This is a genomic window from Microbacterium sp. Se5.02b (assembly GCF_019464375.1).
Classification (GTDB): domain Bacteria; phylum Actinomycetota; class Actinomycetes; order Actinomycetales; family Microbacteriaceae; genus Microbacterium.
Genome location: NZ_CP080491.1, coordinates 4,061,996 through 4,083,922 on the forward strand (window position 1 = coordinate 4,061,996; position 21,927 = coordinate 4,083,922).

Below are 21,927 nucleotides of genomic sequence, written 5' to 3' on the forward strand. Positions count from 1 at the left end.
CTACGCGTCTTCAGGGTTCTCCTTCGTGCGGCCTCCTAGAATCACTAGGTCAGTACTCACGAGCAGCCCCTCACCGGGCGTTCGAGGAAGACCTTCATGACCGCGATCACCCCCGACACCGGCCTCCGTGCGCGCCTACGACGGCTCGCAGGCAGGACCGCTGTTCTGGCGATCGCATTGGGCGGTTGTGCTCTCGTCGTGCCGAGCGCGGCCACCGCCGCCGAGCAGTCGGACGACGAGCCGAGCGTCGAGCTGCACGTCTCCGCCGGCCTTCGCGGGGTCATCGCCCCCGGTTCGTCGACATCGGCGATCCTCACGGTCGACAACGGCGAAGACGCGACACTGTCCGCCGGGCAGGTCGAGGTCGAGCTCAGTCGCACTCCGTTGACCGATGGGGAGGCGGTGTCGAGCTGGCTCGACGACGGCGAGGCCCCGGGTGATTTCGCGTCCGTCGGAACCGAGGCGACCGAGGCGGTGGATGCCGGCGCGTCGGCCACGGCCACGGTCTTCCTCTCCGAGGCGACCCTCGAAGGCCTCGGCCCCGGCGTGTATCCGCTGCGTGCCGAACTCACCGACGCGACGACCGGAGGGACCGGCGACGACGCGGTCCCGATCGAGGCGAGTGCGACGAGCGTTCTGGTCGTGGCCGCGGCACAGACCAGCCAGGTCGGCGTCATCGTGCCGATCACGGCGACGCCCGAGGCTGGTGCTCTGCTCACGGCCGAGGAACTCACCACCCTGACAGGCCCTGAGGGCACCCTGACCGCGCAGCTCGACGGCGTCGCGGGGACCACGGCTGTGCTCGCGATCGACCCCTCGATCCCCGCGGCGATCCGCGTGCTCGGCTCCGCGGCCCCGGAGAGCGCGCGGGAGTGGCTCGTGCGGCTCGATGGACTGCCGAACGCCCGATTCGCGTTGCAGTTCGGCGATGCGGACGCGGCGGCTCAGGCGCAAGCCGGCCTGCCGTCGCTGTTGCAGCCGACGACACTGGCCCCGTTCCTCGATGTGGCGAACTTCCCGCAGACTCCCGCGACGGTCGCGCCGACGGCCGATCCGGGTGCGACAGCGGATCCGACACCTGGCGCCACCGAGTCCCCCGCTCTCCCCACCGACGAAGAGCTCATGGCGATCGAGGGGGCTCTGCCGCGAATCCTGTGGCCGCAGGATGCGCTCACGCAGAAGGACCTCACCGCATTCGCGGGATACCTCGAGGGGGACACCACGACGATCGTGTCATCGACGGCGGTCGGCGGGGGCAGCGCCGCTCACGCCACGGCGGGCGGCCAGGACCTCCTCGTCACGGATGCCGCCGCGTCCGCCGTCCTGTCGAAGGTCGCGGCCGAGCCGGACCCGGTGGACCGCCAGCGTCTGCTCGCCGAAGCGGCGGCCCGACTCCAGCTGACGAAGGGAGCGACGCCGGGCGCCCCGCTCCTCATCGGGTTGGAGCGCGACGAGGACCGCACGTCCGATGCGCTGCGCGATGCGATCTCCTCGGCCGACTCGATCGGGTTCGAGCTGTCCGCCCTCCGCGCGGTCGCTCCGGTGGCCGCGACGGTGACCGACGCGCCTGATGCTGCGAGAGCGGGTGCCGTGGGTGCCCTCCTGGCCGACGAGACCACTCTCACGGCTTTCTCGTCGATCCTCGCCGACCCGCAGGTGCTGTTGAGCCCGGAGCGGATCCGCATCCTTCGCACGCTGGCGGTCGGGACGTCGGCCGCGGTGTTCACAGAGAAGGTCGCGGCCCATCAGGAACGCACCAGGGCGACTCTCGCCGCCGTGAACATTCCGCCGTCCAGCACGATCCAGCTCCTCACCGCGAACGCCGATCTGCCGATCGCGGTGCGCAACGACCTGCCGTGGCCCGTGACGGTGCAGCTGTTCGTGTCGCCCACCGATCCGCGACTCGACGTCAAGCCCATGACCGAGACGGTCGTGCAGGCGAACTCCACGACACGGGTCAAGGTTCCCGTGTCCGCGCGGGTGGGCAGCGGCGAGGTCGACCTCCGCCTGAGCCTGTACAGTCCCACCGGCGTGCAGATCCAGGGGGACCAGTCCATCCGGGTCGCTGTCCGTGCGGAGTGGGAGACCATCGGGCTGGTCATCTTCGGGGGTCTGGCCGTGCTGCTGATCGCGCTCGGCGTGATCCGCACCATCCGCCGCAAGCGCCGGGAGGCGGCCGAGGAGTCGGCCGTCGAGGCGCAGATCGACGCACTGGATGAGACGGCCGCCCAGCCGACCGAGCCCGAGGAGCGGCGTGAATAGTCTCGGACGCGCGAGCGCCATCATCGGAGCGGGCACCATGGTCTCCCGTCTGACGGGACTGCTGCGGAGCATCGTGCTCGTCGGGGTCATCGGGTCGTACAAGTCCGGACCGGCAGACGCCTTCACGTTCGCGAACCAGCTTCCGAACAGCGTCTTCTCCCTGATCTCGGTGGGCATCCTCACGGCGGTCATCGTGCCGCAGATCGTGAAGGCGACCGCAGATGTCGACGGCGGCAACGCCTTCATCTCCAAGCTGTTCACGCTCGGAACCGTCGTCCTGGTCGTGATCACCGGCATCGCGACGGCAGCCGCCCCCTGGCTCGTTCATCTGGTGGCCGGCCGGGCGACCCCCGACATCCTGGCTCTGGCCACCGCTCTCGCCTACTGGTGTCTGCCCCAGATCCTGCTCTACGGCCTGTATGCGCTGCTCGGCGAGGCCCTCAACGCCCGCCGCATCTTCGGCCCGTTCACCTGGGCCCCGGTGGTCAACAACGTCATCTCGATCATCGGGTTCCTGATCCTCGGCGCGGTGTTCGCTCCGGTCTCGACCGATGCCGCCGACTGGACCCCGGCCATGATCAACACGCTCGGCGGCACCGCCACGCTGGGCATCGCTCTGCAGGCCGTGGTGCTGCTGGTGTTCTGGCGGCGCACCGGTCTGGCGCTGAAACCCGACTTCCGGTGGCGCGGCGTGGGCCTCGGGGCGGTGGGACGCCTGGCGGGGTGGACCTTCCTCATGGCGTTCGCGAGCCTCGCCGCAGGAATGCTGCAGGGATTCATCATCAGCGAGGCTGCCGGCGCCGGTGCGTCGGTGACGGTCACGGCCAACGCCTGGCTGATCTTCATGCTGCCCTACTCGGTGATCGTGCTCTCGATCGGCACTCCCTATTTCACGCAGATCAGCGAGCATGCCGCTGCGGGGCGCCACGACGAGGTCCGTGCCGACATCTCGCGCAGCATCCGCACCCTCCTCTTCTTCATCCTGGCCGCCGTGGCCGCCGTCGCCGCCGCAGCGGTGCCCGCCTCCCGCGTCTTCACGAAGGACGCGGAGGGCGTCACGGCCGCGAGCGCGGCGCAGTCGGCAGCGGTCGTGCTGCTCTGCTATCTCGTCAGCCTCATCCCGCTCACGATCCTCTTCATCGTCCAGCGCACCTTCTACGCGTATGACGACACCCGCACCCCGTTCTGGTTCACGATCGTCCAGTGCGTGCTCATCGTCGTCACCACGCTCGCGGCGTGGGCCCTGTACGAGGCCGATGTGATCCCGCTCACCTCGCTGGCGGCCGCCGTGGCACTCGGGCAGTCGATCGCGAGCGTCCTGCAGACCCTGCTGGCCACGTGGCTGCTGCATCGCAAGATCGGCGGGTTGCAGATCGGCTCCTGGATGGCCGCCGTGGGTCGCTTCGCCGTGGCGGCCGTGCCCGCGGGTCTCGCCGGGTGGGGGTCTTCGTGCTCGCAGGGGGTGCCGAGGGATGGATGGTGGCAAGCCCGGTGTTCGGAGCCCTCGCCACCGCGGTCATCGGCTTCGTCGTGGTCGTGGTGTACGTCGCCATCCTCGCCCTGATGCGGGCTCCCGAGCTCAAGGCCGGCGGGGCCCTGGTCCGCCGGTTCCTCCCCGGTCGCTGATCCGCGCACGGAGCCGTCTCCCAGGCCGGTGGCGCACACTGTCGAGGGAATGCCCCGCGGTTACCATGGGTTGAAGCAGTCGAAGGTCATTCGACCGCAGTTTCTACGACGGAGAGCACATGCGTCAGGTCATCATCATCGGCTCCGGCCCTGCCGGATTCACGGCTGCCATCTATGCGGCCAGGGCGAACCTCAAGCCGCTGCTCATCGCGAGCTCGGTGGAGGTCGGCGGCGAGCTGATGAACACCACCGAGGTCGAGAACTACCCCGGCTTCCCCGAGGGCATCCAGGGTCCTGAGCTGATGGCGAAGTTCCAGGAGCAGGCTGAGAAGTTCGGCACCGAGGTCGTCTACGACGACGTCACCGAGCTGCAGCTCGACGGCCCGGTCAAGAAGGTCGTCCTCGGCAGCGGTGCCGAGCACGAGACCCAGTCGCTCATCTATGCGACCGGATCCGCATATCGCAAGCTCGGCATCGAGGGCGAAGAGCGTCTGTCCGGCTACGGCGTCTCGTGGTGCGCGACGTGCGACGGGTTCTTCTTCCGTCAGAAGACGATCGCGGTCGTCGGCGGCGGCGACTCGGCGATGGAAGAGGCCACCTTCCTCACGCGCTTCGCCGACAAGGTCTACGTCATCCACCGCAAGGACTCCCTGCGGGCGTCGAAGATCATGCAGGAGCGCGCGTTCGCGAACGAGAAGATCGAGTTCGTGTGGAACAGCGAGGTCGCCGAGGTCCTCGGTGGCGACTCGGTGACGGGCGTGCAGCTGCGCTCCACGGTCGACGGCACGCTGAGCGATCTTCCGCTCGACGGTCTGTTCATCGCGATCGGCAACGACCCCCGCACGCACCTCGTGCACGACAAGCTCGAGCTGACGCCGGAGGGCACCATCTGGGTCGACGGCCGCTCGTCGAAGACCTCGGTGCCTGGCGTGTTCGCCGCGGGCGACGTCATCGACCCGACGTACCGTCAGGCCATCACGGCTGCCGGCACAGGCACCGTCGCCGCTCTCGACGCGGAGCACTTCCTCGCGGATTTTGAGGACGCCTCCGTGGAGGTCCCGGCTGCGGAGGCGGCGGAGATCCTCACCGCCTGAACACGGCGGGAACACTTTTCCCTCGTCGGCTGTTGTAGCAGACGAACCTCGAATCAAGGAGAACTCTGATGAGTGCAAAGGCTACGAGCCAGGCGACCTGGGAGCAGGACGTTCTGCAGGCCGACGGTCCCGTGCTGGTGGACTTCTGGGCCGAGTGGTGTGGTCCGTGTCGTATGGTCGCGCCGGTTCTGGACGAGATCCAGGCCGACAACCCCGACAAGATCACGATCCTCAAGCTGAACGTCGACGAGAACCCTGAACTCGCGATGAAGTACCAGATCACGTCGATCCCGGCGATGAAGGTCTTCGACGGCGGTGAGGTCAAGACGACCATCATCGGCGCCAAGCCCAAGTTCGCGCTCGAGAAGGACCTCGCCGCCTTCATCGGCTGATCCTCCGACTCGCAAGGGCCGCACCTCCCGGGGAGGTGCGGCCCTTCTGCGTCCCGGTGCAGGGGAGACTAGCACTGAGCGCGACCTTCCTCCTGTTGTATAGTGTTACCTTCTATCACCTCTGGAGCGTTGTTGAATTTGCCCGGGTTCAATCGGTAACAGGCAGGAAAATGCGATGAATACACTTCTCGTCCTCATGGGGGTTCTCCTCGTCGCTTGCCCAGCGATCCTCCTTGTACTGCTCCTCGTCATCGTGGTGCGATTTCGAGACAACGTCTACGCAGACCTTCGTGCGCTTCGTGGGGGCGTGAATCGGAGAAGGGATAAGGGGTTGGGGTCAGAGAAGCGCTGACCGCTCCAGAGTGATCTTCTCTAAGAGGTCGACGATGTCGCCCTCTTCGTCCGCTCGACGAGAGATCGCTTCATGCCGCTACGGCCTGACGCCTGCGGGCAGAAGGAACAGCGCCAGGAGCGCGATCTCGAGGATGCCGGTACCGGAGAACACCACCAGGGCGGCACGATTCGTGCGACTCAGCCCGAACGGACCGACGACCGCGAAGACGGCGGCGATCAGGACGAGTGTCCATCCGATCGGCGGAGCCAGGAAGATGGTCAGCATTCCGACCAGGATCAGCGCGGCGACGCCGATATCGCGCCCTCTGTCCAGCTTCGACGGCGTAGACGCCTCCCCCGGTGTCATCCTTGGGTACCCACTGGAGATAGCATGGGTGTAACATTATACGTTGCTGCCGTCCCCGGTCTCAGCGCACAGCGGCGATCGGCCTCCCGAACGTCACGCCCCCCGGTGTCCTGCGCAGTTCTGTGAATCCGATACGGCGGTAGAAGGCGATCGCCCCGGTGTTCGTCCCGCCGGCCGTCAGTTGCAGCCCCGGAATGCCGCGCCGGCCGAGATCCTGGACGAGGGCGTCGATCAGAGCGCGCCCCCACCCGCTCCCCTGCGCTTCGGGCAGCAGGTCGATGTGCAGATGCGCGGGATGCTCGTCGACGAACGGCACCGGCCGCCCCCGATCGCCGCGGCGTATCGGAGCATCGCGGCGTCCTTCGCGGAGTCTCCCGCCGCGCGGCGGTGCCCCTCCTCGCGCGGCGGCCACCACTCGTAGCGGAACCAGCGTTCGAACGCTGCCGTGTCGGGCGCGCACACGACGTAGCCGACGACGCGCTGTCCGTCGTCGATCACGAAGGCGGCGTCCGGGTGCTTCGCGACGTAGGGCAGCACGAAGATGTCGGCGAGAAGCCCCGAGGATCGATAGAGCCCGGTGGCGTCGGCACCGCCGTCACCCGTGCGCAGGCAGATGTCGGCGAGGTCCGCCTCGTCTCCGCGCCGGAAGGGCCGGAGGAGCGCTCGCCCCTCCGGCCCTTCCGCAGACGCGATCGAGCTCACGGTCCTGCGAGCTTGGCGCCCTTGTCCGCGACCACGAAACCGCAGGCACGGGTGGTCCCTGCCAGGCAGCCCTTCGCCAGCATGTTGGCGCTGTAGTAGTCGATGTAGCGGAAGCCGTAGGTCTCGCCCCGCGCGAACGCCTGACCCTGGATCGCCGCACGCCACGTCTCATACGCGGCATCCGGGATCTCGACGTACATGTCGGGTGCGAAGCCCTCGGCGTCCTCCCAGTTGTCCGCGTGCAGGAACTGCGTGATCCCGTGGCGACCGTACGGGCTGCCCACCGGGAGCGACGCGAGGAAGCGGCCGCGCTCGGCGAGGATCGCCGCACGTTCGTGGTCGCGATGGATGCTCTTGGTCCAGTGCGTGATGAGGATCTCGGGCTTCTCCTGACGGATGATGTCGGCGATCTGCTCCGCCGCCGAATCATCGTCGGGCAGGAAGCCGTCGGAGTAGTCGAGCACACGGAACTCCGCGCCGATGGCAGCCGCGAAAGCCTCGCCCTCGGCGACCTTCTGCACGCGGTACTCCTCCGGGCTGATCGTGGGGTGTCCGCGCTCCCCGTACGTGCAGGCGAGGATGATCGCGCGATCGCCCTCCTGCACCATCTTGGCGAGAGTGGGACCCGCGGTCAGGTCCATGTCGCCGATGTGCCCGCCGATGGCGAGGACTGTCCTACCCATTGTGTTGCTCCATTCGTGGTGCGTCGGACTGCGAGGTCACTTCATCCCGCTGAGCATCACGCCGCGGACGTAGTACTTCTGCAGGAAGAGGAAGATGATCAGGACGGGGAGCGTGCTGATCACGATGCCGGCCATCACGATCGGCATCGTGCGGTTCGGGTCGATGAAGCTCTGCAGCATCTGGATGCCGACCGGCAGGGTCATCAGATCGGGGTTGGCCGAGGCGATCAGCGACGACCAGATGTACTCGTTCCACTGACCGACGAAGGTGATGACACCCAGCGTGATCGCGACGGGCGTCGCCTGCGGGAGCACGATGTTGAAGAACAGTCGCCATTCGCCCGCACCGTCGATGCGGGCGGCCTCGAGCATCTCGTCGGGAACGCCGACCATGAACTGCCGCATCAGGAAGATGCCGAAGCCGCTCACGAGGAACGGGAGCATCAACGAGACGATGTTGTTCGTCATGCCGCCGAAGCCGCCCTGACCGAGGATGTTGTTCCCGCCGACCAGCGGCCAGTTCAGCATGATCAGGAAGTCGGGGATCAGCAGCAGGAACGGCGGCAGCATCATGGTCGCGAGAACGAAGCGGAAGATGACGTCCCGCCCTCGGAATCGCAGCTTCGCCAGCGCATAGCCGGCCATGGCCGAGGTGATCAGCACGGATGCCGTCACGACCAGGGTCACCACGACGCTGTTGAAGAACAGCTTGTCGAGCTGCAGCTGCTCGAACGCGGCGGTGTAGTTATCCCACGTCCACGTCTCGGGGAAGAAGCGGTAGGGGAAGATGCCGTACTCGCCGGGTCCCTTGAGGGAGCTGAATACCGTGTCGAAGAACGGCACGATCATCATGACCCCGCCGATCGCGACCACGAGGTAGGAGATCCAGGGGAACGGGTGACGCTTGCTCTTGCGGACGCCCATCAGTCGTCTCCTCCGGTGCGACGGCTGATCCACAGCTGGAGCAGCGTGATGATGAAGATGATGAGGAACAGCACCATCGCCATGGCGCTCGCCGTGCCCCAGGCGCCGAACTTGAACGCCTGCTGGTACATCTCGAACGCCGCGACGTTCGTGGCGTTCGCAGGCCCGCCGTCCTTCGTCATCACGATGATCAGCGCGAAGGACTGGAGCCCCGCGATGCACTGGGTGATGAAGACGAACACGAGCGACGGGCGCAGCAGCGGCAGCGTGATGCTCCAGAACGTGCGCCACGGCCCCGCGCCGTCGATCTCCGCTGCCTCGTACATGGTCTTGTCGATGCCCTTGATGCCGGCGGTGAGGATGAGCACGGCGGCGCCGATGGAAGCCCACGCCTGCACCACGGCAACAGAGGGCAGTGCGAGATTCGGGTCGGAGAGGAATCCGATCGAGTTCACACCGACCGCGTTCAGCACAGCGTTGATGAGCCCAGCGGGCTGGTAGAGCATCTTCCAGACGTTGCCGATGGCGACCACGGTCGCGACCACGGGAAGGAAGTACAGGAATCGCCAGAACCCCTGGAACTTCAGCCGTTCGATCAGCTGGGCGACCACGACCGATCCGCCCACCGCCAGGATCACGGCGATGATCGCGAACAGGAACGTGTTCACCAGGATCGGCGAGACGAACGTGCTGTCCAGCTGCAGGATCTCGGCGTAGTTCTGGAAGCCGGTGAACTCGATCTTCGTGAGATCGAATCCGCCCCAGGTCGACAGCGACAGGAAGATCGCGAAGAACGTGGGGAGGATGAGGAACACGGTGAAGAACAGCAGGGAGGGCGCCAGGAACAGGTACCCGGCGCGCGCCTCGCGGCGGAATCTGCGGGCCCTCGGCTTGGTCTTCGTCGTGCCGACGGTGACCGCCATCGTGTCCTCGGCGGCTTCTTGCGCCGCCGTCATGAGTGTGGGATTGGCCATCGGCCCTCCGAGAGTGAGTGGTCTTGGCGGAGGGCGGGGACTCGGGTGTCCCCGCCCTCCGGTGGTGCTACTGGGCGTCGATCTCCTTGACCAGCTTCGAGAAGGTGGTCTTCACGTCGGCGCCGTTGACGATGATGTCGTTCAGCGCCGTGTTCGTCGACGTCTTCGCCTCGTAGGCGTTGGAGGCGTTCGACTCCGCCATGGCGTACTCCGCCGCGGCGTAGATCGGCTCGAGGTTCGGCTCTTCGGCGAGGTACTTCGGACCGAGGATCTCCGCGTCGGTGGTGCGCGGCGGGATCAGGCCCTGCGTCGCGAGGAAGTCACCGAGCGCGGTCACGCCGTCCTCGTTCTCGTGGGAGTTCAACCAGCTGAGGAACTTCCACGCCTCCTCCTGGTGCTGGCTGCCGGAGTTCACACCCGTGAAGAACGTGTAGGCGAGCGAGCCCACGTCGCCGTCCTTCGGCCCCGGCACGGGCGCGACACCGACGTTCGCGTAGTCGTCGCCCATCGAGGCCTTGAGGCTGCCGATCCACCATCCGGCCTGGACGGCCATGGCCACCCCGCCGGTCGGGAACGCCTTGGTGGGCATGATCGACGTCGACGTCGCACCGGTCTCGGCGAGATCGGCCTCGAGCTGCATGACGTCTTCGGCGGTGTCGTCCATCGCCGACTTCCCGTCCGGCGCGAGGAACTCTCCGCCTGCCGAGTCCAGCAGCGACAGGAACGGGTGCACCGTGTGGTTGTCGCCATCCTGGATCAGTGAGATGCCCTGGACGATGGTGTTGCCCGAGCCGTCCTTCTTCGTCGTCGCGTTGGCGATCTCCGTCAGCTCATCCCAGGTCTTCGGCGGACCGTCGTAGCCGGCGTCGGCGAGGATCTGCTTGTTGTAGAAGAGCGCGTACGTGTTGAACTCCGTCGGGTATCCGAGCAGATCTCCCTCACCGGTGGTCACCGAGTCCAACGCGGCCTGGCTGTAGTTCTCGGTGATGTCCTTCGCGACGTCCTCCGGCGGTGCGGAGAGCACGCCGTTGGCCTGCAGCTGTCCGCCCCACAGCGAGTAGGAGCTGACGATGTCCGCGCCGCGCCCACCGGTCTGTCGAACGTTGAGTGTGGTGAGCAGCTCGTCGAAGTTGACGGCCTGAGAGGTGACCTGGATGTCCGGGTTCTCCTCGTTCCACTGGTCGATCAGTGCACCGACGCCGGTCTTGAAGGGGTCGCTGCCGTAGTGGCTGAGGAAGGTGAGTTCGACGACGCCGTCCTCCCCTCCGCCTTCGCCGGTCGTGCATCCGGCCAGTGCGAGCGCGGCCACGCTGCTGAGCGCGATCGCGGTCACCATGCGTCGGCTACGACGCTGTGCTGCAGACTTCATGTGATTCCTCTCGGGTGTGTCCGCGCTAGGCGGCGGTGGGGGCGTGCATGATCGTGAAGGTCCGTGTGATCTCGAACCCGGTGTTGAGGTAGAGGTGCCCGGCGGCGGAGGTCTCCTCGGTCCAGAGGAACCATGCGCTGTGGGCGCCGAGTGCCCGCATGCGTTCGAGCGTGAGATGGAGCAGGATCTTTCCGAGGCCCGTGCCCCGGCTCTCCGGCAGCACACCGAACGGGCCGAAGCGCTCGAGCACGTTCTCGTAGGTTCCGTGCATGGCCCAGCCGAGCATGACGCCGTCGGGGTTGCGGCACGCCATGATCCGCTCGAGCGACTGTCCCCCGAGCACCCCCTCGCGGATCCCGCGTGACCAGTCGGCGTTGAACGTCCCGGCGACCTCGATGAGATCGACCAGGTCATCGCCGGTCGGCGAGAAGAAGGTCCAGCCCTGGGCGCGCAGCTCGGCGATACGCGCACGGATGTCGTCCGGCATCGAGTAGTCGTTGAGCGTGCGGTCCATCGCGACCGAGGTGTACTGCGTCTCGAAGCCCATGGACCGCAGGAAGGCGTCGGCTTCGGGGTAGCGCTCCGCATCCAGGCCCGGCAGGAAGTAGTTCGGGGTGTACGACGAGAAGTAGACCTTCTCGACGCCGTGGCTGCGCAGCCACTTCTTGGCGGCGGTCATGAGCGCCGTCGCAATCCCGGCGCGGCGGGCGGACGGGACGACGAAGAAGAAGGGGATCCAGCCGGACTCGGGTTCGAGGTCGTCGGCGTCGACCGCGATCCTGCGGCGGACGGCGTACACCGCTCCGAGGATCGATCCGTCCTCCTCCGCCAGGAACAGTCCGTTCGCGTCGAAGTTGCGGTCGAGCAGGATCAGGTCGCGGAAGCGGTCGTAGCTGATTCCGTCTCCGGGCGCCGCCTCGGTCCAGGCCTGCGCGATCTCCGGGCCGTCGCCGGCACGGAAGGTCCTGATGTTGCTCTTCATTGGGTGCTCCTGGGGGTGGGTGTCGGCGTCGGCACGATGGATTGAAATTACATTCACCGGCGCCGGGATGTCAATAAGTTTTGAATATCTTTAACACTCTGGAAATATTTTTCAGCGCGGGTACAGCAGGACTGTGTCGTCGTACACGTCGCCGACACGCTGTGGTGCGCGGTACAGCGGTGCGAACTCTCCGGTGCCGTTGATGGCCTCGCGGAGCGATGTGGATCCCCACAGACGATCCAGGGCGTATCCGGTGTCCCCCGGATCCAGTCGCTCGCCCGCGTTCAGGCTGCGAACGTCATCCGGAGCCTGATCCCGCGCGGTCTCGAGGATCGCCAGCGCCGTGCCGACGGGGTCGAACGCCCGGTGGTCGACGATGTGCAGCTGCACGCCTCTGGCGGTCTCCCCCGCATGCTTGTGGAACGTCGGTTGGAACGCGATCTCTCTCACGAGCACCCCCGGAAGGTCGCGTCCGCGAAGAGTCTCCGCGAACTCCACAGGGAGGAACGGGGCGCCGATCATCTCGAAGGGCCGTGTGGTGCCGCGCCCTTCACTGAGGGTCGTTCCTTCGACCAACCCGGTGCCGGCGAAGGCATACACGGAGTCGAGGGTCGGGATGTTCGGAGACGGCGGCACCCAGGCGAGACCGGTCGACGACCAGTCGTTCGCGGCATCCCAGCCCTCCATCGTGACGACGTGCAGGTCGAGGCTCAGCCCCTCGTTCGTCAGGTCGCGTGCGGCGAACAGCCGTGCCAGCTCTCCCGCGGTCAGCCCGTGACGCTGCGAGATGTCGCTGCGCCCCACGAAGCTCGTGAATCGGCTCTCGCTGACGCCCGGTCCACTGAGCACGGCGCCGCCGAGCGGGTTCGGGCGGTCGAAGACGGTGAAGGGCAGACCCAGCCGTGCCGCGCTGCGCATGGCGTCGTACATCGTCCAGATATATGTGTAGAAGCGGACTCCGATGTCCTGCATGTCGAAGGCGAGCGCATCGACCCCGGATGCTTCGATCATCTCGTCGAGGAGCGCACCTTCGGTCAGATAGGTGTCGCTGAAGGGCAGGCCGGAGCGCTCGTCGCGGTCCATCGAGGTGCTCTCGCCCGCCTGGACCGCACCATCCAGCCCGTGCTCGGGTCCGAAGAGATGGTGCAGCGGAACGCCCGCCGACACCAGGGCATCGATGTTCCTCGACAGATCGGGCATCGTGCCGGTGAAGTTGGTCAGCAGGCCGATGCGCTCACCCACCAGGAGGTCCGGACGCGCGGCTGCGCATTCCACTCCGGTGCGGGTACGTGGTGCCATGACGAACTCCCTTGTGTCGTGAACGCGGGAGGGTCTCTACCTCGAGTCCACCAGCCGCGTTGCTGTCACCTTTTTACCAGTGTTCCATGATTTATGAAAATCATGTTCACCGAGGGGCGCACGAGACGGCCACGACTCTGCGGTCGTCCGATCAGGAGGCGTCTGCGACCGTGGGATCCCAGCGGCGGTGACGCTGCTTCTCGTCCAGCAGGCCCCAGACCGCAGGGGTCAGCTCGGGGTACTCCAGGGCGATCTGCCGCAGCACGCGGTAGTGCCGTGCCGCGTTGGGGCGCACGCCGTCGTTTGCGGTGATGTTGTCCGCGCGCAGGAGGTAGACGACCAACTCATCGACGCTCGGAAGCTCCTCCATGAACTCCCACGGGTCCTCGCCCCCGAGCAGGCGCTCCTGAATGAGGACGGCGAGTTCGTCTGCGGCCTCGGCGCGCAGCACTTCCAGGCTGGCTCGGCGCTGCACGGACTCGCTCATGCTTCAAGCCTACGTCGGCTGGGGGCCTCTCCGTCGCTCCACGGTCATGTTCTCGCTCATCTCCTCGAGCTCTTTCCCCTTCGTCTCCGGGACTTTGAAGAAGACGAAGAAGAACGACAGGAGGGCGAAGAAAGCGTAGAAACCGTAGGCGAACGTGAGGCCGATCTCGGCGAACGCCGGGAACGTCGTCGAGATGAAGAAGTTCGCGACCCACTGCGCTGCCGCCGCCACGGCGAGTGCACCCGCGCGGATCGAGTTCGGGAAGATCTCGCCGAGAAGCACCCAGACGAGCGGCCCCCAGCTCGCGCCGAAGAACACCACGAACCCGTTCGCGCAGATCAAGGCGATGGTCGCCCACGGGTCGGGGAGCGTCGCGGTACCCTCCGCGTCGAGGGTTCCGAACGAGAACGCGACAGCCATGAGTCCGAGCGTCACGGTCATGCCCACCGAGCCCACCAGCAGCATGATCCGCCGCCCGATCTTGTCGACCAGCAGGATCGCGACGATGGTCACGACGATGTTCGTCACCGAGGTGATCACCGAGGTCAGGAGCGCACTGGATTCATCGAAGCCGACCGACTGCCACAGCGTCGTGGAGTAGTAGAAGATCACGTTGATGCCGACGAACTGCTGGAAGACCGACAGCAGGATGCCGATCCACACGATCGGCTTGAGCCCGAGACGGTTGCCGCGCAGATCGCGCAACGACTCCGAGCGCTCCGTGTTGATCGTCCCCGTGATCTCCTTGATCTTCCCTTCGACGTCGATCGTCCCGGTCACGGTCTCGAGCACATCGGCAGCCCGTTTCAGCTCGCCCTTGCGCACCAGGTATCGCGGCGACTCCGGGAGCCGCAGCGACATGAGCCCGTACACCAGGGCGGGGATCGCCGCGACCATGAACATCCACCGCCACGCCGTGAGACCCCACAGCGGCTGATCCGCGGCGCCGGCGATGTTGGCCAGGAGCGCGTCCGAGAGCAGTGCGGCGAAGATACCGGTGACGATCGCGAGTTGCTGCAGAGAACCGAGACGTCCTCGGATAGCCGCGGGAGATACCTCGGCGATGTATGCGGGAGCGATGACGGATGCGGCGCCGACTCCGAGTCCGCCGATCACTCGCCAGATGATCAGGTCGACCACGCTGAAGGCCAGCCCTGACCCGATGGCCGAGACGAAGAACATCGCCGCCGCGACGACCATGACGGGGATACGACCGTATTTGTTCGACACCGGGCCTGCGAACCACGCGCCCACCGCGCATCCGATCAGAGCCGACGAGACGGCGAAGCCCTTCAGCGCCGTCCCGAGGTCGAACCCCGAGACGTCACCGGCGAGTGCATCGACGGCCCCGTTGATCACCGCGGTGTCGAACCCGAAGAGGAAGCCACCCAGTGCCGCGGCGATGCTCACTGCGATCACGCGGCGCTTGATGGCAGCTGGACCCGCTGCTCGTGACATGATTCCCCCTCAACGTCGAGATGTCGCGAGTCTAGGCGACCGGTTCTTCCCGCGGCGGTTCATCTTGTCGAACCGTAGCCGCCTTCGCCGAGCTCTTCCAGGATGCGGTTGAGGTCCTGAATGGATGCGAAATCGATTGTGACCTGGCCTTTGCGCGCGCCGAGACTGATCTTCACGCGCGTGTTCAACCGGTCGCCGAGCTTCCCCGCGACTTCATCCAGATAGGCGCGACGTGCACCGGGCGTCGCTTTGGCAGACGTGGAGGCCGAGGGCTGCGACTTCGCCGCCTGCTCCGTGGCGCGCACCGAGAGGTCTTCGTTGACGACCTTGTCGGCGAGGCGCTGCATCGATTCGGGGTTCTCGAGGCTGAGGATCGCGCGAGCATGGCCGGCCGTGAGCACGCCGGCCGCGACGCGCTGCTGCACCGGCACCGGGAGTTTGAGCAACCGGATGGTGTTGCTGATCTGCGGACGCGAGCGTCCGATGCGGGTGGCGAGTTCCTCCTGCGTGATCCCGAAATCCTCGAGGAGCTGCTGATAGGCCGAGGCCTCCTCCAGCGGGTTGAGCTCGGAGCGATGGAGGTTTTCGAGGAGGGCGTCGCGCAGCAGATCCTCGTCGGCGGTATCGCGGACGATCGCGGGGATGACGTCGAGGCCCGCTTCGCGTGCGGCGCGTGTGCGCCGCTCCCCCATGATGAGTTCGTACTCGTCGTCGGCGTTCTTGCGCACGACGACGGGCTGCAGGACTCCGAACTCCCGCACGCTGTGCACCAACTCGGCGAGGTCATCGGGGTCGAAATGCGTACGTGGCTGCCGAGGGTTCGCCACGATCGCGTTCGGGTCCACTTGAATCAGGTGGATTCCCGGGACTTGCTCCAGGTCGGGTTCCTCGACCGGCGCTTCGGCCGCCGCCTCGGCAGCCGCTTTACTCAGACTCGCCCCCGGGAAGAAGACATCGACGGGACGCTCCGTCTGATCGGCGGTGGGGATCAGGGCCCCGATGCCGCGACCCAGTCCAGTGCGCTTTGCCATCATTTCTCCTTGCTCTGCGTCGCTGTCCGCGACGCGATCTCGACGGCAGCCTCGCGATAGGCGATCGCGCCGGCGGATTGCCCATCGTAGGCGATCACGGTCTGTCCGAAACTCGGGGCCTCCGACACGCGGACGGAGCGCGGGATCACCGTGTCCAGCACCTGGGTCGGGAAGTGCGTTCGTACCTCTTCGGCCACCTGCTGAGCGAGTCGCGTTCGGCCGTCGAACATGGTCAGCAGGATGGTCGAGAGATGCAACGCGGGATTCAGGTGCTTCTGGATCATCTGGATGCTTCCGAGGAGCTGGCTCAGTCCCTCGAGCGCGTAGTACTCGCACTGGATCGGGATGAAGACCTCGGACGCCGCGGTGAAGGCGTTGATCGTCAGAAGGCCGAGCGAAGGTGGGCAATCGATGATCACGAAATCCATCGGCGTCTGGGCGAGGTAGTCCTCGAGTGCGCGACGGAGACGGTGCTCCCGAGCGACCTGGGCGACCAGTTCGATCTCTGCTCCCGCAAGGTGGATCGTGCTCGGTGCGCAGAAGAGATTAGGATCTTCCGGACTCGGCTGCACGATGTCAGCGAGGGGGAACTCCTCAATCAGAACGTCGTACACGCTGGGGACGTCCGCACTATGGGGAACACCCAGTGCCGTGGAGGCATTGCCTTGCGGGTCGAGGTCGATGACCAGCACCTTCGCGCCCAGACCGGCGAGGGCTGAGGCGATGTTCACGGCCGTCGTGGTCTTCCCGACGCCGCCCTTCTGGTTGGAGACCGTCAAAACTCGGGTCTCTCCGGAGAACTCCACTTTCGCGGTTTCGAGCACGCGTCGTCGCGCGGAAAGATCGGCAAGCTCCCGCGCAAGCGGCGTATCCATCCCGAACGATTCGTTCGTCGATGTCTTCTCGGGCTGTTTCACGTGAAACATCCACTCCTTTCGGGGCCGCGTTCCACTCTAATCGCTGGCAGCGACGTTGCCTTACGGGACAACGCTTCCCGGAGCACCGCGAGCGGCCGGCACGCGAAGGATGATGTGTATGGCTCCCTCAGCGCTCCATGTCCACTCCACCCGGGGGACATCCGCTGTTTCACGTGAAACATTCGCTCGTCCGACGAACACAGCCCAGCGGACTCCCCCGTCACCCTTCCTCACTGAGACCACCGGCAGCGCCCAACCCCTCGCGAGAGTACAGCCAGCCACGTGTCGACGACGCCGCGATGCGACGAGATCACGTCGACCCACGACGACACCCTCCATCTCCTCAGCCTGTCGACGACAAAGGTCTCGATTCCTCCCTCTCGAGGCCCGATCCCCACTACCGGGGAAACACCCGACGTCGGCCGTGACACGGCACCACTCACCACAAGCGGCACCAACCGACCTGCGACACCGACGGGCGACACCAGCCACGCCCCCGCCCCGCTGCCACCGGGTTCCGTCCCGTCGCGCTACCGCGCCATTGCACACCGCATTAGCGCACACCGCACACCGCACATCGCGCACCGCACATCGCGCCTGCGCCTGCGCCTGCACCTGCAACTGCACCTGCACCTGCACCTGCACCTGCACCTGCACCTGCACCTGCACCTGCACCATACCGACACCCACGCTCCATCTCGCCACCACCCACGCGAGCATCCCGGGCTGTGGGTACCGAAGTGCTCTACCCGCGCGCACCTCACGGGCGAGCATCCCGCCTTGTGGGTATCGACGAGCTCTACCCGAGCGCATCCTCACGCACGAGCGCCACCCCTTGTGTGTACCCGCGAGCTCCTCCCTGCACACACCTTCGCTCCACGCCAGGAACACCGATCGCCCCCTCGCACGCGACCATCACGCCCTGTAGGTATCCGTCAGCCCTATCCCGCGCACCTTCACACTCGCCGCCGGAAACACCGATCTCATCCCGATGCTCGATATTGCGACTTCTGGACGCCGCGCCCCGGAGCGCACCCACCGCTACGTCAATCACGGCGCCGCCCCTACGGGTGCGAGATTCGCGTATCAGTCCGAGGAGGTTCCCCTCGAGCACCTGATCCACCGTGATGCGAGAAGTCGGCACACACCAGTCCCCCGTTTCACGTGAAACACAGACACAGATCCTCCCTGCGATATCCGTGCGCCAGCCGCCCACCCACGGACTGCGGCCTACACGACGCCAGATCAGCCCGACGCTGACTCAAGACGCGTAGAAACCGACGAACTCAAGAAGGGCCGGTACGACCAGTGGAGACACTGCGCTCGCGACAGGTGTCGTCGCCTCCTCTTGCACTCACGACGACAACGCATGTCATCCGCCCGGCACCACGACCGGAGCCGTATATTGGTCGACCGGCTCCGTTGTTTCACGTGAAACATCGAGAGCATGACCGTGTGCATCCTGCGTATCGCGCGTCAACGACGTGCACCCGAAACGGATTCTCACCACACGCACGTGTCGAGGCCCCTGTCCCACGACACCATCACATGGCACGGCACTCACTACATGAGCCCCCCCACCGCACTCCAACGAAAAGGCGGGGTGTTTCACGTGAAACACCCCGCTGGTCACGCTGACGACGCTACCGAACGCGTGCGCGAACCACTCTCGTGATCTCCGGAAGAACGCCCTCGCCCAGCACTTCGACGCGCACGTCCGAGACACGGAACTTCCTAATCTGCTTCTGCGCCGCTTCGATCTCGTTGCCCGCGTTCATTCCCTTGAGGAGAGTCAACTCCCCTCCATCTCTAACCAACGGTGCGGTCAGAGGAATCAGGGTGCGCAACGCGCTCACGGCGCGAGCCGTCACGACATCGAATCCGTCTACCGGACGGACCTCCTCCGCGCGGGCACGAAGCACCGTCACGTTCTTCAGTCCTAGCGCCTCGACCTGCTCATTGAGCCAGGTGATACGACGTTCCATCGGCTCGATCAATGTCCACGTCACGTCCGGTCGCGCGATCGCAAGAACGAGACCCGGCAAGCCGGCTCCGGATCCGATGTCCGCCACAGAACCATCAAAGAGCGGTGCCGCGATCACACTGTTGAGAATGTGCCGCGTCCAGAGACGGGGGAGCTCCAGCGGACCTATCAGCCCGCGCTCCTCCCCCTCGCGAGCGAGCGCGGCGGTGAATGCCCGAGCCTGCTCGATCTGTCCCTCGAAGAGCTCGACGGCGACAGAAGGCTCGACTTCTACATCACTCATGATAATTCGTGTCTGAACGATGTTTCACGTGAAACATCAACGACGACGAAGGACCGTGTGGCGGTCAGCGCCTTCGCCATACGATTCGGAAACCAGACCACGGTCCGCCGCGATGTCATGCACAAGCTTGCGCTCATAGCTCGACATGGACGGCAGTGAAGCCTGAGAGGAACCCTCATCGAGCTTGGCGGCAGCAGCGTCGACCAACGTCTCGAGCTGGCGGCGACGAGTGTCTCGAGAGCCGCCGATGTCGAGGATCAACCGCGAGAACGAGCCGGTCTTGCTCTGCACCGCGAGGCGGGTCAGCTCTTGAAGGGCCTGCACCGTGTCAGGGGCGGAGAGCAACGCGAGGCCCTCCCCTTCGGCCTCGACCGATACATAGGCACGGCCCTGACGTACGTCGAGATTCAGGTCGCCGTCGATGTCGGCGATATCGAGAAGCTCTTCGAGGTAGTCCGCCGCGACGTCGCCCTCAATCTCGAGCTGAGCCACGGTGGGCTCGGTGTTCTCGGTCATGGTCTCGCTCATGAACCGCTCCCCTTCTTCTTCGCACGCTTCTTGCCCACAGGCTGCTGACGCTTCGGTGCCTCGGCCTTGGCCTTCTCGGCTTCCTCCAGCAGACGCTGCTGCTCTGCCTCATACGCGGCCATGGGCACGACCTTGCCCGAGGAATCGATTGCCTTGCCCTTGCGAGCGAGGCGCTCCTCACGGGCCTTGGCCGCCTCAGAACCGGGGGTGGGCATCTCACGGATGACGAGGAACTGCTGCCCCATGGTCCAGAGGTTCGAGATGAACCAGTACACGACGACACCGAGGGGGAAGAACACACCGGAGAAGATGAATCCCAGGGGCAGCACGTACAGCATGATCTTCTGCATCTGGTACGCCTGGCCGGTCTTGGCTTCGGGCGACAGGTTCTTCGAGATGATCTGCAGCTGGGTGAAGAACTGCGACGCAATCATGAGAACCACGAGCGTGACGAGGATGATGATCGCCGTGGTGTTCTTGGCGTCGACTGCATTGCCGAGTGTCTCGTGCAGCGATGCGACACCGAACAGCTTCGCGTCGTAGAACTCTTTGGTGAGCTCCGGACTCAGCAGTCCCACGCCGCCGACGTTGTCCCGCGCGTGCTTGCTCACGTCGCTGAGCACGCTGTAGAGCGAGAAGAAGATGGGCATCTGCACGAGGAGCGGCAGACAGCTCGACATCGGCGTCGTACCGTGCTTCTTGTACAGCGCCATGGTCTCGCGGCTCATCGCCTCGCGAGAGAGCTGATCCTTCTTACCCCGGTACTTTTCCTGGACTTTTCGCAGTTCAGGAGCGATTTCCATCATCTTGCGCTGGCTCTTGATCTGCTTCACGAAAAGCGGGATCAGAGCAGCACGGACCACGATCACGAGGCCGACGATCGAGAGCACCCAGGTGAGGCCCGATGCGGCGGGGAGCCCGACGGTCGTGAGGAGCCAATGCCAGGCGACCAGGATCAGCTCGACGACCCACTTCAGGGGCCAGAGGATCGTGCCGATCAGATCGAATCCACCCGCAGCAGGAGCATCGCTGGGAGTGGAGCTGGCTAGCAGAAGGTCAAGACCCACCGGTCAGTCCTTTCGGGACGGGACGACGAAACCGTGTGCGGTCAGGTCGTAGCGGAAGTGATCATGCGGCCGGACGTCATCGACGCCGCCGCTGGTCCAGGGGTTGCAACGGAGGATGCGCCATGCCGAGAGCGCCGCCCCCTTCACCGCGCCGTGCTGCTGCACCGCACCTACAGCGTAGGCGGAACAGCTGGGGTAATACGCACAGACATCTCCGTACAGCGGCGAGATGACCTTGCGATAAGCAGCGAGGAAGCCGAGAACGAGATTGCGTGGGATCACAGGGATGCTGCGAAGCAGGTCCTGAGCGTGCAGATGCGCGGTCCCCACCGAGGACGCGGGGAGCGCAGTCATGCCGACACCACGGCGGACGCCGAGGTGAGCCTGTGAAGACAGCGATCCACGTCGGCACGGAGTTCCGCGAATGTCGCGGTCGCGGATGCAGGAAGGGCACGGATGACGACATCCGTGCCCTCGGGAACGCGCGGGAGCGCCTCCGCGCACACGGCTTTGAGGCGCCGACGCACGGTGTTGCGCACCACTGCGGTGCCTACCTGCTTGCTGATGATGAATCCGAACCTCACGGCTCTGCTCTCGCCCGTCACCAACATCGAGGTGATGACGCGCGCTCCGCCACAACGGGAACCGCGTCGAACGACCAGACGATAGTCGCTCCCGCGGGTCAGTCGATACGGGCGGGCGAGCACAGCGGACTACGCAGAGAGCTCGGTGCGGCCCTTCGCGCGACGGGCAGCGAGGATGCCGCGGCCGGCACGCGTGCGCATGCGGGCACGGAAGCCGTGCTTCTTGGCGCGACGACGGTTGTTGGGCTGGAAGGTGCGCTTGCTCATGGAATCACTCCGGGAATACTGTCACCGGATTCACTTCGACCGGAGACATGGGGAACTGCCGAAAAAGGCATAAGTCAACCGACTTAGGGTACGTCCTCCCGGCGCGCAGAGCAAATCTGCGAGCTTCCCCGACCGGAAGCACGCACGAACCGCACAGCCATTATCCACAACCGAGGCACGCCCGACCCGCACAACACGCGCGCGTGTTTTCAAGGGCAGGTTGCCGTTCGCAGCCGGGGTGACTACCGTGGCATCCTAAGTTATCCACAGGGGAGCAGCACGTCGCCCCACCTCGATTCCTCGTCCGGAGCGTC

22 protein-coding genes and 1 pseudogene are annotated in these 21,927 nt (G+C 65.7%); 4 read left to right on the forward strand and 19 right to left on the reverse strand.

Annotation, left to right across the window (positions count from 1 at the left end; translation table 11 throughout):
* Nucleotides 1-96: 96 nt before the first annotated feature.
* From K1X59_RS20395 to trxA, 4 genes are all read left to right on the forward strand, one after another.
* Complete coding sequence (locus tag K1X59_RS20395) at nt 97-2,262, forward strand: DUF6049 family protein (RefSeq protein WP_220173804.1); 2,166 nt, start codon at nt 97-99, stop codon at nt 2,260-2,262.
* Nucleotides 2,255-3,826, forward strand: coding sequence for a murein biosynthesis integral membrane protein MurJ (gene murJ / locus K1X59_RS20400; protein WP_258566973.1), 1,572 nt, complete (start codon nt 2,255-2,257; stop codon nt 3,824-3,826). The genes K1X59_RS20395 and murJ overlap by 8 nt, the downstream gene beginning before the upstream one ends.
* A gap of 181 nt (nt 3,827-4,007) precedes the next feature.
* The gene (gene trxB, locus K1X59_RS20405; RefSeq protein ID WP_183151372.1) at nt 4,008-4,982 is read left to right on the forward strand and encodes a thioredoxin-disulfide reductase; all 975 of its coding nucleotides are present in this window, start codon (nt 4,008-4,010) and stop codon (nt 4,980-4,982) included.
* 68 nt (nt 4,983-5,050) lie between these two features.
* Nucleotides 5,051-5,374: a thioredoxin gene (gene trxA / locus K1X59_RS20410; RefSeq protein WP_046014687.1), complete on the forward strand. Its 324-nt coding sequence runs from the start codon at nt 5,051-5,053 to the stop codon at nt 5,372-5,374.
* Nucleotides 5,375-5,804: 430 nt separating this feature from the next.
* On the opposite strand, the gene K1X59_RS20415 is transcribed toward trxA, so the two are convergent.
* The 19 genes and pseudogenes from K1X59_RS20415 to rpmH form a co-directional block, all read right to left on the reverse strand.
* On the reverse strand, nt 5,805-6,074 hold the full coding sequence (locus K1X59_RS20415) for a hypothetical protein (RefSeq protein WP_183151373.1): 270 nt from the start codon (nt 6,072-6,074) through the stop codon (nt 5,805-5,807).
* A gap of 61 nt (nt 6,075-6,135) precedes the next feature.
* Nucleotides 6,136-6,390 (reverse strand): N-acetyltransferase, encoded by a 255-nt coding sequence (locus K1X59_RS22245; RefSeq protein WP_244632267.1) that lies wholly within the window; start codon nt 6,388-6,390, stop codon nt 6,136-6,138.
* On the reverse strand, nt 6,306-6,776 hold the full coding sequence (locus K1X59_RS20420; RefSeq protein ID WP_258566974.1) for a hypothetical protein: 471 nt from the start codon (nt 6,774-6,776) through the stop codon (nt 6,306-6,308). The genes K1X59_RS22245 and K1X59_RS20420 overlap by 85 nt, the downstream gene beginning before the upstream one ends.
* Complete coding sequence (locus K1X59_RS20425) at nt 6,773-7,459, reverse strand: PIG-L deacetylase family protein (protein ID WP_183151374.1); 687 nt, start codon at nt 7,457-7,459, stop codon at nt 6,773-6,775. Before K1X59_RS20425 ends, K1X59_RS20420 begins: the two co-directional genes overlap by 4 nt.
* A gap of 36 nt (nt 7,460-7,495) precedes the next feature.
* Nucleotides 7,496-8,383 carry a carbohydrate ABC transporter permease gene (locus K1X59_RS20430; RefSeq protein WP_183151375.1) on the reverse strand — a complete coding sequence of 296 codons (888 nt, stop codon included), beginning with the start codon at nt 8,381-8,383 and terminating at the stop codon, nt 7,496-7,498.
* Nucleotides 8,383-9,357 (reverse strand): carbohydrate ABC transporter permease, encoded by a 975-nt coding sequence (locus K1X59_RS20435; protein ID WP_202045441.1) that lies wholly within the window; start codon nt 9,355-9,357, stop codon nt 8,383-8,385. Before K1X59_RS20435 ends, K1X59_RS20430 begins: the two co-directional genes overlap by 1 nt.
* 67 nt (nt 9,358-9,424) lie before the next feature.
* Nucleotides 9,425-10,726: an ABC transporter substrate-binding protein gene (locus K1X59_RS20440; protein ID WP_202045451.1), complete on the reverse strand. Its 1,302-nt coding sequence runs from the start codon at nt 10,724-10,726 to the stop codon at nt 9,425-9,427.
* A gap of 25 nt (nt 10,727-10,751) precedes the next feature.
* Complete coding sequence (locus K1X59_RS20445) at nt 10,752-11,708, reverse strand: GNAT family N-acetyltransferase (RefSeq protein WP_183151376.1); 957 nt, start codon at nt 11,706-11,708, stop codon at nt 10,752-10,754.
* A gap of 111 nt (nt 11,709-11,819) precedes the next feature.
* The gene (locus K1X59_RS20450) at nt 11,820-13,007 is read right to left on the reverse strand and encodes an exo-beta-N-acetylmuramidase NamZ domain-containing protein (RefSeq protein WP_183151377.1); all 1,188 of its coding nucleotides are present in this window, start codon (nt 13,005-13,007) and stop codon (nt 11,820-11,822) included.
* A gap of 151 nt (nt 13,008-13,158) precedes the next feature.
* Nucleotides 13,159-13,494, reverse strand: a complete 336-nt coding sequence (locus K1X59_RS20455) for a tryptophan synthase subunit alpha (RefSeq protein WP_183151378.1) — start codon at nt 13,492-13,494, stop codon at nt 13,159-13,161.
* A 9-nt stretch (nt 13,495-13,503) separates the two neighbouring features.
* Nucleotides 13,504-14,952, reverse strand: a complete 1,449-nt coding sequence (locus K1X59_RS20460) for a sugar porter family MFS transporter (RefSeq protein WP_202045453.1) — start codon at nt 14,950-14,952, stop codon at nt 13,504-13,506.
* Between the two features lie 59 nt (nt 14,953-15,011).
* Nucleotides 15,012-15,983 (reverse strand): ParB/RepB/Spo0J family partition protein, encoded by a 972-nt coding sequence (locus K1X59_RS20465; protein ID WP_183151379.1) that lies wholly within the window; start codon nt 15,981-15,983, stop codon nt 15,012-15,014.
* Complete coding sequence (locus tag K1X59_RS20470; RefSeq protein ID WP_244632268.1) at nt 15,983-16,909, reverse strand: ParA family protein; 927 nt, start codon at nt 16,907-16,909, stop codon at nt 15,983-15,985. The genes K1X59_RS20465 and K1X59_RS20470 overlap by 1 nt, the downstream gene beginning before the upstream one ends.
* A 1,634-nt stretch (nt 16,910-18,543) precedes the next feature.
* A pseudogene (gene rsmG / locus K1X59_RS20475) lies at nt 18,544-19,247 on the reverse strand (16S rRNA (guanine(527)-N(7))-methyltransferase RsmG).
* On the reverse strand, nt 19,204-19,695 hold the full coding sequence (locus tag K1X59_RS20480; protein ID WP_183151381.1) for a R3H domain-containing nucleic acid-binding protein: 492 nt from the start codon (nt 19,693-19,695) through the stop codon (nt 19,204-19,206). Before K1X59_RS20480 ends, rsmG begins: the two are co-directional and overlap by 44 nt.
* A complete protein-coding gene (gene yidC, locus K1X59_RS20485; protein ID WP_183151382.1) occupies nt 19,692-20,762 on the reverse strand; it encodes a membrane protein insertase YidC in 1,071 nt (356 codons plus the stop codon). The genes K1X59_RS20480 and yidC overlap by 4 nt, the downstream gene beginning before the upstream one ends.
* 3 nt (nt 20,763-20,765) lie before the next feature.
* Nucleotides 20,766-21,116, reverse strand: a complete 351-nt coding sequence (yidD, locus tag K1X59_RS20490; protein WP_183151383.1) for a membrane protein insertion efficiency factor YidD — start codon at nt 21,114-21,116, stop codon at nt 20,766-20,768.
* On the reverse strand, nt 21,113-21,469 hold the full coding sequence (rnpA, locus tag K1X59_RS20495; RefSeq protein ID WP_183151384.1) for a ribonuclease P protein component: 357 nt from the start codon (nt 21,467-21,469) through the stop codon (nt 21,113-21,115). The genes yidD and rnpA overlap by 4 nt, the downstream gene beginning before the upstream one ends.
* A gap of 6 nt (nt 21,470-21,475) precedes the next feature.
* On the reverse strand, nt 21,476-21,613 hold the full coding sequence (rpmH, locus tag K1X59_RS20500) for a 50S ribosomal protein L34 (RefSeq protein WP_013584598.1): 138 nt from the start codon (nt 21,611-21,613) through the stop codon (nt 21,476-21,478).
* Nucleotides 21,614-21,927 lie beyond the last annotated feature (314 nt).